The following is a 15,525-nucleotide window of genomic DNA, read 5'->3' as shown; positions in this document are numbered from 1 at the left end:
CCCTGAGACGACGAGAGCCGGTTCCCCTCGGGGACCGGCTCTTCTCGTCGCGGGAGCGGCTCAGGCGGAGCGGCGGGCGCGGCGTGCGGCGAGATCGTCCATCGGGTCGGGCACCAGCGCGTCGAACTCGACGAGCGTCGCCTCGACCTCGTGGAACACCTTGCCCACGGCGATGCCGAAGACGCCCTGACCGCGGCTGAGGAGGTCGATCACCTCGTCGTTCGAGGTGCAGAGGTACACCGAGGCCCCGTCGCTCATGAGCGTCGTCCCGGCCAGGTCCCGGATGCCCGCCGCGCGGAGCTGGTCCACCGCGGTGCGGATCTGCTGCAGCGAGATCCCGGTGTTCAGCAGCTCCTTGACGAGCTTGAGGACGAGGATGTCCCGGAAGCCGTACAGGCGCTGGGATCCGGAACCGCTCGCCCCGCGGACGGTGGGGACGACGAGCTCGGTGCGCGCCCAGTAATCCAGCTGACGATAGGTGATGCCGGCCGCACGGGCGGCGACCGCTCCGCGGTACCCCACCTCGTCGTCCATCGCCGGGAGGCCGTCGGTGAAGAGGAGGTCGTCCCCGAACGACGGTGCGTCGCCCCGTTCGTCGGCGCTCATGGCTTCCTCCTCATCCTGAAGGCACACAATCCTTCAACCACAACCTGAAAGTCGATGACTCCACGCTAGAACAGCAGGTCTCCGGCGACAACGACATCCGGGCGGAGCGAGGGGTGTGTCGCAACCAGTTCGTTACGACAGCAGCCGGCCGATGCCGTCCTTGACGAGGAGTGCGCGCACCTCGTCCAGCCGGGATGCCAGCTCGGGAGCCATCTCGCTGGCCCTGGCACGCGACGGGGTGTCGGTGCGCCGCAGCAGCGCGGACAGCGCCGACTGCACCAGAGCGACGTCGCGCTCGGCGCTCTGCCGCAGCGGCCGCAGGTGGCGCGGTCCGATCCCGTGCCCGTCCAGGGCGACTAGGGCGCGCAGGAGCGACACCGCGGACTCGGGGTACGCCTCGGCGGCCGGCAGCATGCCGCTGGACACCGCGTCGCCGAGCAGGGCGTGCGTCGCGCCGGCCGCGCTGACGAGCTCGTCACGGCGGTAGCGGCGCGGCCCCTGCACGATCGACGCCGGCAGGACCGGGGCGCCGCCCGACGCCTCGAGCGCGTCGAGATGCTCGCGGATCACCTTGAGCGGCAGGTACTGATCACGCTGCAGGGTGAGGGCGACGCGGATCCGCTCGAGGTCGGCGGCGGAGAACTTGCGGTACCCGGACGCGGTGCGCACCGGGTTCACGATCCCCTTCTCCTCGAGGAAGCGGAGCTTCGAGGCGCGCACGTCGGGGAACTCGGGCGTCAGGCGCGCGAGGACCTGGCCGATGCTCAGCAGCCCGGTCGGGGCGGTGCGCTCGGCGGCCGACGCCGCCATCAGGAGTTCGCCTGCGCGAGATCCACAGGCGAGGCGAAGAAGTTCAGCCGGAACTTGCCGACGCGCACCTCGTAGCCGTTGCCCAGCGGGCTGCGGTCGACGCGCTCGCCGTTCACGTAGGTGCCGTTCAGCGACCGCTGATCGATGATCTCGAACGCGGTGCCGGTGCGGATGACCTCGGCGTGACGGCGCGAGACCGTGACATCGTCGAAGAAGATGTCCGCCTCCGGGTGCCGGCCGACCGTGGTGACCGCCGTGTCCAGCAGGTACCGGGCTCCGGCGAGAGCGCCGGAGCGGACCAGCAGCAGCGCGGAACCGGAAGGGAGCGCGGCGATCGCCGCCTGCTCGACCTCCGTCAGCTCGGCGCCGAACGGGACGAACGACAGGTCGGAGTCGTGTCCGAACGTCTGCGTGGTGTCGTGCGCGGGTTCTCCGCCGCGGCGGACGGCGCCTTCGGGAACGTCGTTCTCAGTCACTGTGCACCCCTCCTCTGGCGTTCCAGCCTATCGGAAGCCCGCCGCCATCGGGAGCAGGATCCGGCCCGCAACCTCCGCCCGGAGCGGTGTCGCCGAACGGTAGGCTGAGGGCATGCCACACTACGACGTCGTCATCCTCGGCGCTGGCCCCGGCGGCTACGTCGCCGCCGTCCGCAGCGCCCAGCTCGGCCTTTCCACCGCGATCATCGAGGAGAAGTACTGGGGCGGCATCTGCCTCAACGTGGGGTGCATCCCCTCGAAGTCGCTCCTCAAGAACGCGGAGATCGCGCACACCGTCACCCACAAGGCCGAGTTCTTCGGCATCTCGGGTGACGTGCACTTCGACTTCGGAGCGGCGTTCGATCGCAGCCGCAAGGTCGCGGAGACCCACGTCAAGGGCATCCACTTCCTCATGAAGAAGAACAAGGTCACCGAGTACGACGGACGCGGCACCTTCACCGGCCCGAAGGCGATCTCGGTCGCCAAGTCGGACGGCACGACCGAGGAGGTGACGTTCGACAACGTCATCATCGCGACGGGATCCACCGTCCGCCTGCTGCCCGGCGTCCAGCTCAGCGACAACGTCGTCACCTTCGAGGAGCAGATCCTCACCCGCGACCTTCCCGAGTCGATCGTCATCGTCGGCGCCGGCGCCATCGGCATGGAGTTCGGCTACGTGATGGCGAACTACGGCGTCAAGGTCACCATCATCGAGTTCCTCGACCGTGCCCTGCCCAACGAGGACGTCGAGGTCTCCAAGGAGATCCAGAAGCAGTACAAGAAGCTCGGCATCGACATCCTCACCTCGACCGCGGTGAAGACCGTCACCGACAACGGCTCGTCCGTGCACGTCACCTACGAGACCCGCGACGGCCAGCCCGGCGAGATCACCGCCGGCAAGGTGCTGATGTCGGTCGGCTTCGCCCCGAACGTCGACGGCTACGGCCTGGACAAGACCGGCGTGAAGCTCACCGAGCGCGGCGCGATCGACATCGACGACCACATGCGCACGAACGTCGAGGGCATCTACGCGATCGGCGACGTGACCGCCAAGCTGCAGCTCGCCCACGTGGCCGAGGCGCAGGCCGTGGTCGCCGCGGAGACCATCGGCAAGGCCGAGACCATGACACTGGGCGATTACCGGATGATGCCGCGCGCGACGTTCTGCCAGCCGCAGGTCGCCAGCTTCGGTCTCACCGAGGAGCAGGCGCGCGCCGAGGGCCGCGAGATCAAGGTCGCGAAGTTCCCGTTCAGCGCGAACGGCAAGGCGAACGGCCTGGGCGAGCCCGTGGGCTTCGTCAAGCTGATCGCGGACGCGGAGCACCTCGAGCTCATCGGCGGTCACCTGATCGGCCCCGACGTCTCGGAGCTGCTGCCCGAGCTGACCCTGGCCCAGAAGTGGGACCTCACCGCCCTCGAGGCCGCGCGCAACGTGCACACCCACCCGACGCTGTCGGAGGCGCTGCAGGAGGCGTTCCACGGCCTCGCGGGCCACATGATCAACCTCTGATCGGATCCGATCGGCCGAGGGCCGGTCACGCCTCGTGCGTGGCCGGCCCTCGGTGCGTCCGAGAGCGCTCACAGGCCGCGCATCGTCACCAGTCCGGCCGCCCACGGGCGCAGCGGCGCGGATCCCAGCGAGCGGATGAGGAGCTCCCGCGCGAGGAGCGGAAGCCCGTGCCGCGCCGGCGCGCCCATCGCCATGTAGAAGGCGCTGCGACGCTGTGCGCCCCGGGCGGCGCGCAGGGTCCGGCGCCCGTAGTCGCCGAGGTCCGCCCCGCCGTCGGCCAGGGCGAAGCGCAGTGCGGCGTCCAGCCTCCCGGCGTCGGCCCAGCCGAGGTTCATGCCCTGTCCGCCGATCGGGCTGATCTCATGCGCGGCGTCGCCCAGCAGCGCGATCCGTCCGCGCGCAGGAGCACGCGCGACGTGCTGCCTCGCCGTGAACGCGACCGGCACGACATCGGATCCGATCGCCGGATCCGCCCCGGTGCGCACCCGGATCGCCGCCCGGAAGCCGGCCGCGGTGCCGACGTCCTCGTCCTCTGCGGCGCGCACCACCCAGCGCCGCAACCCGCCCGGCAGCGGGAACGACTCCACGAGTCCGCCGGGTCCGCAATGGAGCAAAGCCGTGGCGCCGGCATCCGGGTCCGGCACATCGGCCATCGCGTACCGCGCGCTGCCGGCCCGCCGCCGCCAGCCCAGGCCGAGCCCGGTGCGCAGTCCGCTGTGCACGCCGTCCGCGATCACCGCGAAGGCGGCGGTGAGCTCCCTCCGCCTCCCCTCGGCGTCGAGACGGACCCGTACGAAACCGCCCTCGTCGCGCACCCCGCTCACCGAGCAGCCGGCCCGGAGCGCCCCCGGCGACAGCCGATCCAGCCGCTGGCTCAGCAGGGCGTGGGTGCGGCGCTGCGGCAGCACGAGCACCGGGCGATCGGCCGGGAAGGCGAGCGATGCCAGCACCCGCCCGCGGCTGAGCACCTCGCCGCCGGCGAGGGCGAGAGCCTCCGCCCGCACCGCGGCACCGGCCCCGGCGCGGTCGAGCATCGCGAGTCCCGGCGGATGGATCCCGATCGCCCGGCTGCGGACGTCGTCGCCGTCGCGCTGCTCGCAGAGCGCGACGTCCACGCCGCCCTGGGCGAGGAGGCAGCCGAGCAGCAGCCCCACGGGACCGGCTCCCACGATGACGACACTGTGATCGAGCCTCGGCTCAGCCGGCGGCATCGGCAGGCTCCCAGCGCAGCTGCAGCCGGGAGGGGAAGCCGCGGCGGACCACCCATCCCGGAGGCGCCGCGGCGGCCAGCTCGGCGGCCGTGTAGGAACGGCGGATGCTGGTCAGCCCGTCGGCACGGATGAAGGATCCGGCCAGCAGATTGCCCGAGAAGGGCCAGGTGCCCGCCGCGAACGCCGCGCTCGCGAGACGACTCCGGGCGATGTCGTGGTGCGCGACGACCCCGTCCTCCGGCACGAGGCGGCGGGTGTCCTCGAGCATCCCCGCGAGACCCGCCCCGTCCAGATGGTGCAGCACGTGGTTCGACAGCACGATGTCGAATCTCTCACCGGCGCGGACCAGATCCGACGACGAGGCACATCGGTAGACCGCGCCGGCACCCCCGTCGTGCGCGGACGCCCAGGCCACGGCGCGGGGATCGACGTCGAGGGCGGTGATCTCCGCATCCAGGCGGTCGCGCCGCAGACGCACGGCGAGCGCCCGGCACAGATCGCCGCCCCCGGCGCCCACGTCGAGGATGCGCACCGGAGCACCGCCCAGGGCGCGCCGGCGGCGAGCGCGCGGACGCACGTCCGCGCGGTAGACCGAGCCGGGCCGCGACACCACCGCGTTCACCGCGCCGAAGCGCCGGTAGGTGCGCTCCAGCATCCCGGGATCCGCGGACGGGTCGTCCATGAGCTCGCGCACGCCGACGGCCCGCGTCGAGAGGTCAGCGCCCATCCGCTTCCGCGCCGACCACGGTCATCAGCGCGCTCTCCGCCGTCAGGCCGGGGCCGAACGCCATCGCGGACACCCTGTCGCCGTCGCGCGCGTCCTCCTGTTCGAGGATCCGGCGCAGGACGAACAGCACGGTCGCGCTCGACATGTTCCCCTGCGTCCGCAGCGTCTCCCGGGCGGGGTGCAGCTGCGCATCGCTCAGGCCGAGCCGATCCTGCACCCGGTCGAGGATGCTGCGGCCGCCGGGATGGATCGCCCAGTGCCGCACGTGCTCGCCGATCGCGCCGCCGTCGAACGGCGCGCTCAGCTCTCCCGCGTACAGCGGGCGCAGCGCCTCGACGATGGTCGCCCCGATGATCTGGGGAACGCCGGTGGAGAGGATCATCTCGAAGCCGCGGTCGCCGATCGTCCACGCCATGTCCTTCTCCCCTTCGGGGGCGATGGCCGTGTGGAAGCGGTCGAGCCTCAGGCCCGGTGCCGCGGACGGACGCGCGGTGACGATGCCCGCGGCCGCGCCGTCGGCGAACAGCGAGGAGGCGACGATCACATCCGGATCCTCCGAGGAGCGCAGATGCAGCGTGCACAGCTCGACGCTCACCACCAGCACCACCGCGTCCGGATCGGCCGCGCAGAACTGGCTCGCCGCCCGCAGCGCCGGCATCGACGCGTAGCAGCCCATGAAGCCGAGGTGGAAGCGCTGCACCGAATCCGCGAGCCCGAGCGCGCTGACGATCTCGTACTCCGGCCCCGGGGCGTGGAACCCGGTGCACGAGACCGTGATCACATGCGTGATGTCGGCCGGCGAGATCTCCGGATCCGCCTCGAGCGCAGCGCGGGCGGCCGCGACGAACAGCCGACGCCCCTCCCGCACGTAGACGTCGTTGCGCACCCCGGTGCCCGGCGACAGCAGCGTTCCCGTGGACCGGTCGAAGAAGACGGGGTCCGCCCCCGTATCGGCCAGGGTGAGCTCATCGAGCACCGTGCGCCGGGTGTCGATGCCCGAGCCGTCGAAGGAGGCGGTCACGAGGCGCCGCGCGAGGCGGGACAGCTCCGGTTGCGCGGCGAACACGTCGCGCACCTCGTTCTGATGCAGGACCGTCTCCGGGACGACCGTCTGCAGGGACCTCAGCACCGCGGGGCTGCTCATGCTGTCACTCAAGCACGCCGGCAGCGTCCTCGGAACCCCCGGGCGGAACCTCGTCGGGCACGGTAGGGTTCGCCGTGCGGCTCAGAACCCGAGCGCGCGGCCGAGCTTCGAGCCGGACGGGGAGACGCGTCCCCCGGCAGCGGCGACGGCCCGCTCCACCGCCAGGAAGAAGGCGCTCCGGCCCGCCTCATCGGCGGGAGCCGCGGGCCCCAGCTCCATCTCCCATTCGCGCCATTCGCGCGGCGCGGGGGCGGGCAGGCCGGCCGGAAGGCGCAGGTCCGTGCCGCGGACGCGGTCGTCCACGAACTCCGCGACCACGCCGTCGGGACCGGTGAGGAGGTAGGCGGTGCGCGCGTTCTCGATGCGGGCGAGCGGGATCAGCGGTGCCGTGGTCCACTGGGCGACGAACTCCGCGACCTGCGGCGGCAGGTCGTCCGACTCCCCGAGCGGCCAGCCGAGCTCGATGCGGCCGTCGCCGGTCCGGGGGCCCTTGACGTGCCAGCCTTCGTCCGGACCCCCGGTGCGGCGCCGCAGCGCGACGCCGGCGCGCGCGAGGTCTCCCGAGGCGGTGTCGAAATAGCGTGCGTCCAGCGCACGGTGCTCGCCCTCGGTGACCGCGTCGACCCCGGGGATCGCGTCCCACGACGGCAGCGGGGTGCTGCCGTCCACGTCGTACTTGCGCTCGACCTCGACCGTGCGGGACGGCTCAGACATCCGCGGGGTTGAGGTCGTCCTGGGATCCCTGGTACCAGTACTCGAACTCGGTGGGCCCGTCGTGCTCCCCCGTGTGCGTCGGCTCTCCCCGCTTGTTGTAGACGAGGAGCGTCTCGCTGTAGGGGACCGCGATCTCGTCGTCCGCGGATCCGAGGGGGATGATCTGCCCGTCGAGCGGGCCGCCGTGAAGCCGTGCGAGTGCCATGTGCTCACCCTAATCCCCCGGCGCCGTCGAGGAGGGCGATCACGCCGCGGAGATGCCCAGCACGGCGCCGACGATCATCCACGGCCCGAACGCGATGCGGGTCGTCCTCGTGGCACGGCGGAGGAGGACGAGGCCGAGCGCGTACCCCGCACCGAGGACGAACGCCGCGGCGGCGCCGACGACGAGCGCCGTCCACCCGTGCCAGCCGAGCACCAGGCCGACGAGCCCGGCGAGCTTCACGTCCCCGCCGCCCAGGCCGCCCCGGCTGAGGGCGCGCAGCAGCGCGTAGAAGCCGCCGAGCAGCAGCAGGCCCCACAGCGCGCCGAGCAGCCGCCCGCCCATCCGCGCGAGCAGGGCCCCGGCGAGCGCGAGCAGGAGCGCCCCGGCGAGCGCGGGCAGCACGATCCGGTCGGGGAGCCGGTGCGTGCCGACGTCGATCGCGGTCAGCCAGGCGCCGATCCCGAGCAGGCCGATGTGCGCCAGGACGGTGACGACGCCTGCGGGTTCCATGCAGGCCACCCTCCCAGATCCGCCGGGGCTGCGTTCCGGGCCTGTGGAGAACCGCGCGGCGCCGGTGCGGTGCGCAGCGGAACCGCCTGATCGCCGTCAGGCGGAGCGGAGCAGGATCCGTCCGTCCTCGACCTTCGCCTCCCAGCACGGCTGGGGCACGCTCGCCGGTCCGCGCCGCACCTCCCCGTCGTCGATGCGGAACCGGCTGCCGTGCCACGGGCAGGTGATGCATCCGTCCGCGCCGAGCTCACCCTCGTCCAGAGGGCCGCCGGCGTGCGTGCAGACGGCCGAGATCGCGTGCAGCCGGGAGTCGAGGCGCACGAGCAGCACCGGGACGTCGCCGACCATGACCCGTGTCCGCGCCCCTTCGGCGAGGTCGGCGTCGGCGCCCACGTCGGTCCAGCGCCGCACCGCCGGCTGGAACGCCGTGTGGTTGACGCCGGTGCCGCGCACGAACGACAGGTGACCGCCGAGATAGGACGACCCCAGGGTGAGCCCGAGCCCCAGCAGGCTGAGCGCCTTCCCGGCTCCGTGGTGCCCGCGACGGCGCAGGAGCCACGACGTGATCTGCAGGACGGAGGCGGTCGCGTTCGCGGCGGCGTGCACGAGTCCGACCCGTTTGGCGGCCCCGATCGTGGTCGACCAGTCCGAGGCGCCCGCGGCCGCCGTCGGCGCGGACGCGAGGATGCCGAGTCCGACGAGGCGGCGCGCCGCGGCGGGATCCGCGCCCGTGAGGTCGAGCACGGTGGCCGCGCCCCAGGCGCCGATCGGCAGGTCGGTGAGCATCGGATGCACCTGATGACCGAGCCAGGCACCCGAGAGCGCGTTCTTCACGGCCGGGGAACGGGTGGCCTCGTCCACCCAGCCGCTGAGCTTCTCCGCCGCCGGATCGAGTTCCTTGGTCTTCCCGATCGTCCGGATCAGGGACTGCATCGCTGCTTTCACCCGCATGGGATCTCTCCTCCGCATCGCGTCGCCGGAGCCTCCTGTCTACCCGCGCATCCGACAGGGGTCAAAGGGTTGACAGACGGGCGCGCGAGTGCAGGTGGTAGCCTCGCGCTCGATGGATCCGCTCTCCCCCGCCGCCCTGCACGCGGATGTGCACCGACTGCTGTCCGCGATGTACGAGGACTATCTGCGCGGCGACCCTGCGGCGATCGATGCCCGCCTCGCCGAGGACGTGACGATCTTCGACTCCGCCGCGGACGCCCTGGTGACCGGTCTGGACGAGCTCGCCGCGCTGCGCCGGAGCAGGGCATCGAGCCCGTCGGCGTCGTCCTCGCCGGCCTGGACGGAGACGGCTCTCACGATCGCCGACCTGGGGGTGCGCGAGATCGGCGACGTCGTCGTCGCGACCTGGTGGCTGCGGGTGGACGGAACGGATCCGCAGGGGGTCGCGGTCTCCCCCGAGCTCTCCCGCAACACGGCGGTCCTGCGCCGCGGAGAGGACGCGGCACTGCGCATCGCGCATCTGCACGAGGACGTCCGCCAGGAGGCCGGCCCGACCGCCTGAGCGGGCGGAGAACGAGGATCCGGCTCTCCGAGCGTGCGCCCTCGCCGATGCCCTCGGCGTCGCGCGCCGCACCCGTGGGCGCCAGGACGTCGAGCCGCCGCGGAGAGGACCGAGGCGCCCGCGCGATCCGAGCCGCCCGGTCCGAGCCGCCGTCGCCTACCGACGCTCCCACCCGATTCGACCATGTCGGATGTACGGATTATCGTCGTCTCTGTTGTTGCAGTATTCGAAGAGATATTCGAGAATGGAGTGCATGGGGATGGCTCTCGGTTCCATGATCGCCCCCGCCGCCGACACCGACGACCGGGTCTCGGATGTGCTGCGCCTCCGCCGCGAGATCACGCGGATGCAGCGTCGGCGGAGCGATCTGCCCCTGATCCCGGTGCTGCCCGCCCTCGAGTCGATCCTCCCCGAGGGCGGCCTGCAGGTCGGGACCACGTATTCCCTCTCCTCCTCCCCCGGCCTCATCGGCGCGCTGCTCGCCGGCGCCTCCCGGACGGGGGCATGGTGCGCCGCCGTCGGCATGCCCACCCTGGGCGTGGAGGCGCTGGCCGGCCACGGGGTGGATCTGGATCGGCTCCTCCTGGTCCCGGCCCCCGGCCCGCGCTGGCTCTCGGTCGTCTCCGCGCTGAGCGAGGTGATCCCGCTGATCGCGATCCGCCCCGCCACCTCCGCCCGGGAGGCCGAGCTGAGCCGGCTGAGCGCCCGGCTGCGCGACCGCGGCTGCACGCTCCTGGTCGTGCCCGGCCCCGGGAGTCAGGCCTGGCCGCAGAGCGAGGGATCGATCCGCGTGCACGACCCGCGCTGGCAGGGCCTCGGCGACGGCTGGGGCGCCCTGGAGGAGTGCGAGGTGACGGTCACCGCGCGCACCCGGCGCTCGCCCGTGCCGCAGAGCGTGCGGGTGCGTCTGCCCGACGTCCATGGCCGGATCCACGAAACGGTCGAAGCCGCCGCTCCCGCCCTGCCGCGGCTCTTCCCGCTCCCGTCCGCCGCGGCCGAGGCACGCCCGGTCACCGCGATCGATGCGCGCCCGTCCTCCGAGTCGCCCGCGCTCCTGGCGGTGGCCGGATGAGCGCCCCGAGGCAGGAACCGGTCCGGGTGATCGTGCTGTGGTTCCCCGACTGGCCGCTGCGCGCCGCGGGGGCCGAGGCCGCGGAGCCGGCGGCGATCCTGCACGCGAACCGGGTCGTCGTCTGCAGCGCGGCGGCGCGCGCCCAGGGGGTGCGGATCGGGCAGCGCCGCCGCGAGGCGCAGGGGCTGCTGCCGAACCTGCGCATCCTGCCCGCGGACCCGGCGCGGGACGAACGCGCGTTCCTCCCCGTGCTGCGTCTGATCGAGGCTCAGGCGCCCGGCGCGCAGCTGCTCCGCCCCGGGCTCGCCCTGCTCCGCGCCCGCGGGGTCGCCCGCTTCCACGGTGGCGAGGAGGAGGCCGCCCGCGCCCTGCACGCCCTGCTTTCCGCCGAGGGGCACCCGGAGGTGCGGATCGGGATCGCGGACGGCCCGTTCACCGCCGAGCTGGCGGCGCGGGGTGCGGATCCGACGCTCGTGGTGGGTGCGGGGGCGTCCGCCGCCTTCCTCGCCCCGCTGCCCGTGCAGGCCCTGCAGGATCCGGAGGTGACGGGGCTGCTGCTCCGTCTCGGCGTGCGCACCCTCGGCGAGCTCGCGACCCTGGGCGCGGCGCGCCTGCGAGACCGCTTCGGCGAGCACGGGGCACGCCTGCACGCCCTGGCGGCGGGGGCGGACTCCCGTCCGGTGGTGCCGCGCCCACCGGATCCGGAGCTCGCGGCGGAGGTCGAGTTCGAGGCTCCGCTGGCCCAGTCCGATCAGATCGCCTTCGCCGTGCGGCAGAGCGCCGATGCGGTGATCCTCGCCCTCGCGAAGGCCTCGCTGGTGTGCACCGAGGTGCGGATCGATCTCACCGACGACGACGAGCAGGTGACCTCGCGCACCTGGCTGCATCCCACCTGCTTCGAGGCCGCAGACCTCGTCGACCGGGTCCGCTGGCAGCTGGAGTCCCTGGCCGCGGCCTCCGCCGGCGACGACGACGAGGCGCACCGCTTCCGCGGCATCGTCCGGGCACGCATCGCCCCCGTCGCCGTGGACGACGCCGCCCATCATCAGCCGGGCCTGTTCGGATCCGGCACCGACGAGCGGCTGCACCACGCCGTCTCCCGGGTGCAGACCCTGCTCGGGCATGAGGGTGTGGTCACCGCCGTCGTCGCGGGCGGGCGGCTCCTCACCGACCGGCAGCAGCTCACCCCCTGGGGCGAGCGGGCGGTGCCGGCGCGCGCCGCCGATCAGCCCTGGCCGGGGCGGCTGCCGGACCCGCTCCCGGCCGAGGTGTTCGCACCGGCCCGGCCGATCGCGGTCACGGACGCCGACGGCGCCCCGGTCTCCGTCGATGCACGGGGGCTGCTCAGCGCGGCCCCCGCGGCGGTGGACGCGTGCGCGGTGCGGTCCTGGGCGGGACCGTGGCCGGTCCGGGACCGGCGCGGGGATCCGGCCGGGGCGCTCCGCGGCGAGCGCCTGCAGCTCGTCGACGAGCAGGACAGGGCCTGGCTCGTGCTGCACGTCGAGGGCGAGGACCGCTGGCTCGCCGAGGGGAGGTACCACTGATGGGCTTCCACAATCCGAGCATGTCCTGGTCGGAGCTCGAGCGCACCCTCAGCGGCGAGAGGCCGTTGCACCAGGAGCTGCCGATCGACGCCCCCTCCCGCATGCACAAGAAGCGCCCTCCGATCTCGCTCGCCGAGGTCGAACGCCCCCGGGACGCCGTGCCCTACGCCGAGCTGCACATGCACTCCTCGTACTCCTTCCTCGACGGCGCCTCCTCCCCCGAGGAGCTGCTCATGGAGGCGCAGCGGCTGGGCCTGAAGGCGCTGGCCCTCACGGACCACGACGGCTTCTACGGCGCCGCGCACTTCGGCGAGGTCGCCGAGGAGGCCGCCGGGCTGCAGACGGTGTACGGCGCCGAGCTGTCCCTCACCGGCCCCGACCCGCGCGGGAACGCGAGCACCGCCCCCACTCCGGAGCGGCGCGGGGCCGCGGATCCGCTCGGCGAGCATCTGCTGGTCCTCGCCCGCGGGGAGGAGGGCTATCACCGGCTCTCCTCCGCGATCACGCACGCGCAGCTGCGCGGCGGCGAGAAGGGGCGGCCGTTCTATGAGATCGAGTCCCTCGCGAACACGGCGGAGGGCCACTGGACGATCCTCACCGGCTGCCGCAAGGGGGCCGTCCGCTCCGCCCTGGAGCGGGAGGGGCCGGAGGGGGCGAAGCGGGCGCTGCGCACGCTCGTCGACCTGTTCGGGACCGACGGCGTGGCGGTCGAGCTGATCGACCACGGCGACCCGCTCGACACCCGCCGCAACGACGTGCTCGCCCGCCTCGCCGCCGAGCACGGGCTGCCGGTGGTGTGCACGAACAACGTGCACTACGCCCGCCCCGAGCACGCCCGCCTCGCCGAGGCGATCGCCGCGGTGCGCGCCACCCGCAGCATGCGGGAGCTGGAGGGATGGCTGCCCTCCCACGGTGCGGCGCATCTGCGCTCCGGCGCGGAGATGACCGCCCGCTTCGCCCGGTATCCGGGGGCGGTCGCGCACGGCCTGGAGATCGCCGAGGCCTGCGCCTTCCCGCTGCGCAGCGCCAAGCCCGCGCTGCCGACGATGCGGGTGGCCCCCGGAGAGACGCCGATGAGCCATCTGCGCGACCTGGTCTGGGCGGCCGCTCCGGAGAAGTACCCGACGCTCGACGAAGGCGGCCGGGCCCGGATCGAGCGGGAGCTCGCGGTGATCGAGGAGAAGGACTTCCCCGGCTACTTCCTCATCGTGCACGGCATCGTGAAGGAGGCGAGGGACCGCGGGATCCTCTGCCAGGGCCGGGGATCCGCCGCCGCGAGCGTGGTCTGCTACCTGCTCGGCATCACCGCGGTGGATCCGATCAGATACCGCCTTCCCTTCGAGCGGTTCCTCGCCACGACCCGCACCGAGGAGCCGGACATCGACGTCGACTTCGACTCCGGGCGCAGGGAGGAGATCATCCAGTGGGTCTACGACGAGTACGGCCGGGAGAACGCGGCGCAGGTCGCGAACGTCATCCAGTACCGGCCGAAGAACGCGGTGCGCGACATGGCCAGGGCGCTCGGGCACTCCCCCGGCCAGCAGGACGCCTGGTCGCGTCAGGTGGAGCGCTGGGGGCTGGATCTGAGCCCCGTCCCCGACCACGACATCCCGCTGCCCGTCATCGATCTCGCCGACAGGCTGATGAGCGCACCGCGCCATCTGGGCATCCACTCCGGCGGCATGGTGCTCACCCAGCGCCCGGTCGGCGAGGTGGTGCCGGTCGAGCACGCCCGGATGGACAAGCGCACCGTCATTCAGTGGGACAAGGACGCCGCGCGCTGGATGGGGCTGGTGAAGTTCGACCTGCTCGGGCTCGGGATGCTCTCCGCCCTGCGGCACTGCTTCGACCTGGTCCGCGAGGCCACCGGTGAGGAGTGGACGCTGGACTCCCTGCCGAAGGAGGAGCCCGCGGTCTACGACATGCTCTGCCGCGCCGACACGATCGGGGTGTTCCAGGTCGAGTCCCGCGCGCAGATGGGGCTGCTCCCCCGACTGCAGCCGCGGGAGTTCTACGAGCTCGCCGTCCAGATCGCGCTCATCCGCCCGGGCCCGATCCAGGGCGGTGCGGTGCACCCCTTCGTCCGCCGAAAGCTCGGCCAGGAGACCGTGACCTATGCGCATCCGGATCTGGAGCCGATCCTGCGCCGCACCCTGGGGATCCCCGTCTTCCAGGAGCAGCTCATCCAGATGGCCACCACCCTCGGCGACTGCACCGCGGACGAGGCGGATCTGCTGCGCCGCGCGATGGGATCCAAGCGGGGGCTGGAGAAGATCGACCGGGTCAAGCAGAGCCTGTACACGGGCATGCGCCGGCACGGGCTGGACGAGGAGACCGCGGACCGCATCTACGCGCAGATCCAGGCGTTCTCCGATTTCGGCTTCGCGGAGTCGCACTCGCTCTCGTTCGCTCTGCTCGTGTACGCCAGCTCCTGGCTCAAGCTGCACTACCCCGCCGCCTTCCTCGCCGGGCTCCTGCGCTCCCAGCCGATGGGGTTCTACTCCGCCTCGACGCTCACCGGCGACGCCCGGCGGCACGGCGTCGAGGTGCGCCGTCCGGACATCGCGCGGTCCGGGGCGACGGAGACCCTGGAGCCCGTGGGCCCGGAGAGGACGGGGGTCACCGGGCGGGAGTCGTGCGCGCATCAGCTCCCGGACCGTCCGGACGGCGTGGATCCGGATCCCTTCGATCCGAAGGCCCCCGACGAGACCGCGGCGCACCGCAGGGACGGCCGCTTCGCCGTACGGCTGGGACTCGCCGGCGTCACGGGGATCGGCGAGAAGACGGCCGAGCGGATCGTCACCGAACGCGATGCCCGAGGCCCCTACCGGGATCTGAACGACCTCGTGCGCCGCACCGACCTCACCGCGTCCCAGGTGGAGTCCCTCGCCACCGCCGGCGTCTTCGACTCGCTCGGGCTGCAGCGCCGGGAGGCGATCTGGCTGGCGGGCTCCGCGGCGGAGGACCGCGCGCGCTATCTGCCCGACACGGTGGTCGCGGTGCAGCCCCCGCTGTTCGGCGACCAGACCAGCTACGAGCTCCTCACCGCCGACCTCTGGGCGACGGGGGTGTCCACCGACGACCATCCGCTCGCGCACTTCCGGCCCGGTCTCGATGCGCGCGGAGTGCTGACCTCCGTCGCGCTGCGCACGCACGAGAGCGGCCGACGGGTCGAGGCGGCGGGTCTCGTGACCCATCGGCAGCGCCCCTCCACGGCGGGCGGGGTGACCTTCCTCAACCTCGAGGACGAGCACGGCCTGGTGAACGTCATCTGCACGCAGGGCGTCTGGCTGCGCTACCGCCGGATCGCCCGGGAGTCGCCCGCGCTGATCGTGCGCGGCATGCTGGAGCGCTCTCCCGAGGGCGTCACCAACCTGCTCGCGGATGCGTTCGAGACGCTGCAGGTGGGCGTGCCCCATCATTCGCGGGACTTCCAGTGACCCCAGGGCCGGGCGTCGTCGCGCCCTCGGCGGTATGCGCCGC

At 73.0% G+C, this 15,525-nt stretch carries 15 protein-coding genes; 5 read left to right on the top strand and 10 right to left on the bottom strand.

Annotation, left to right across the window (positions count from 1 at the left end; genetic code table 11):
* Positions 1–60 precede the first annotated feature (60 nt).
* The 3 genes from WFJ17_RS16370 to WFJ17_RS16360 form a co-directional block, all read right to left on the bottom strand.
* Positions 61–606: a MerR family transcriptional regulator gene (locus tag WFJ17_RS16370; protein ID WP_251442052.1), complete on the bottom strand. Its 546-nt coding sequence runs from the start codon at positions 604–606 to the stop codon at positions 61–63.
* A gap of 132 nt (positions 607–738) precedes the next feature.
* The gene (gene ftsR, locus WFJ17_RS16365) at positions 739–1,416 is read right to left on the bottom strand and encodes a transcriptional regulator FtsR (RefSeq protein WP_251442055.1); all 678 of its coding nucleotides are present in this window, start codon (positions 1,414–1,416) and stop codon (positions 739–741) included.
* Complete coding sequence (locus tag WFJ17_RS16360) at positions 1,416–1,892, bottom strand: FHA domain-containing protein (RefSeq protein WP_251442059.1); 477 nt, start codon at positions 1,890–1,892, stop codon at positions 1,416–1,418. Before WFJ17_RS16360 ends, ftsR begins: the two co-directional genes overlap by 1 nt.
* Before the next feature lie 112 nt (positions 1,893–2,004).
* Here WFJ17_RS16360 and lpdA point away from each other — a divergent pair, with 112 nt between their 5' ends.
* Positions 2,005–3,402: a dihydrolipoyl dehydrogenase gene (lpdA, locus tag WFJ17_RS16355; protein ID WP_336648971.1), complete on the top strand. Its 1,398-nt coding sequence runs from the start codon at positions 2,005–2,007 to the stop codon at positions 3,400–3,402.
* Between the two features lie 68 nt (positions 3,403–3,470).
* Here lpdA and WFJ17_RS16350 read toward each other — a convergent pair whose 3' ends face one another.
* The 7 genes from WFJ17_RS16350 to WFJ17_RS16320 form a co-directional block, all read right to left on the bottom strand.
* Positions 3,471–4,571 (bottom strand): FAD-dependent oxidoreductase, encoded by a 1,101-nt coding sequence (locus WFJ17_RS16350; protein WP_251442065.1) that lies wholly within the window; start codon positions 4,569–4,571, stop codon positions 3,471–3,473.
* Between the two features lie 28 nt (positions 4,572–4,599).
* A complete protein-coding gene (locus WFJ17_RS16345) occupies positions 4,600–5,340 on the bottom strand; it encodes a methyltransferase domain-containing protein (RefSeq protein ID WP_336648970.1) in 741 nt (246 codons plus the stop codon).
* A complete protein-coding gene (locus tag WFJ17_RS16340; RefSeq protein WP_336648969.1) occupies positions 5,330–6,484 on the bottom strand; it encodes a type III polyketide synthase in 1,155 nt (384 codons plus the stop codon). The genes WFJ17_RS16345 and WFJ17_RS16340 overlap by 11 nt, the downstream gene beginning before the upstream one ends.
* An 81-nt stretch (positions 6,485–6,565) precedes the next feature.
* Entirely contained in the window at positions 6,566–7,198 is a 633-nt protein-coding gene (locus WFJ17_RS16335; RefSeq protein ID WP_336648968.1) for a CYTH domain-containing protein, read from the bottom strand.
* A complete protein-coding gene (locus tag WFJ17_RS16330) occupies positions 7,191–7,403 on the bottom strand; it encodes a response regulator (RefSeq protein ID WP_251442078.1) in 213 nt (70 codons plus the stop codon). The genes WFJ17_RS16335 and WFJ17_RS16330 overlap by 8 nt, the downstream gene beginning before the upstream one ends.
* 39 nt (positions 7,404–7,442) lie before the next feature.
* The gene (locus WFJ17_RS16325; protein ID WP_336648967.1) at positions 7,443–7,913 is read right to left on the bottom strand and encodes an A24 family peptidase; all 471 of its coding nucleotides are present in this window, start codon (positions 7,911–7,913) and stop codon (positions 7,443–7,445) included.
* A 96-nt stretch (positions 7,914–8,009) separates the two neighbouring features.
* Positions 8,010–8,864, bottom strand: coding sequence for a Rieske 2Fe-2S domain-containing protein (locus WFJ17_RS16320; RefSeq protein WP_292886203.1), 855 nt, complete (start codon positions 8,862–8,864; stop codon positions 8,010–8,012).
* A 112-nt stretch (positions 8,865–8,976) separates the two neighbouring features.
* Between WFJ17_RS16320 and WFJ17_RS16315 the strand changes: the two genes are divergently transcribed.
* The 4 genes from WFJ17_RS16315 (at position 8,977) to WFJ17_RS16300 (ending at position 15,482) form a co-directional block, all read left to right on the top strand.
* Positions 8,977–9,426, top strand: coding sequence for a YybH family protein (locus tag WFJ17_RS16315; RefSeq protein ID WP_251442087.1), 450 nt, complete (start codon positions 8,977–8,979; stop codon positions 9,424–9,426).
* A gap of 253 nt (positions 9,427–9,679) precedes the next feature.
* The gene (locus WFJ17_RS16310; protein ID WP_336648966.1) at positions 9,680–10,498 is read left to right on the top strand and encodes a hypothetical protein; all 819 of its coding nucleotides are present in this window, start codon (positions 9,680–9,682) and stop codon (positions 10,496–10,498) included.
* Complete coding sequence (locus WFJ17_RS16305; protein ID WP_336648965.1) at positions 10,495–12,042, top strand: DNA polymerase Y family protein; 1,548 nt, start codon at positions 10,495–10,497, stop codon at positions 12,040–12,042. The genes WFJ17_RS16310 and WFJ17_RS16305 overlap by 4 nt, the downstream gene beginning before the upstream one ends.
* A complete protein-coding gene (locus WFJ17_RS16300) occupies positions 12,042–15,482 on the top strand; it encodes an error-prone DNA polymerase (RefSeq protein WP_336648964.1) in 3,441 nt (1,146 codons plus the stop codon). Before WFJ17_RS16305 ends, WFJ17_RS16300 begins: the two co-directional genes overlap by 1 nt.
* Positions 15,483–15,525 lie beyond the last annotated feature (43 nt).

Origin of the sequence: Microbacterium sp. MMO-10, assembly GCF_037148715.1 — a bacterium.
In the GTDB taxonomy this organism is placed as follows: Bacteria; Actinomycetota; Actinomycetes; order Actinomycetales; family Microbacteriaceae; genus Microbacterium.
This window is presented reverse-complemented; position numbering and strand designations above follow the sequence as displayed.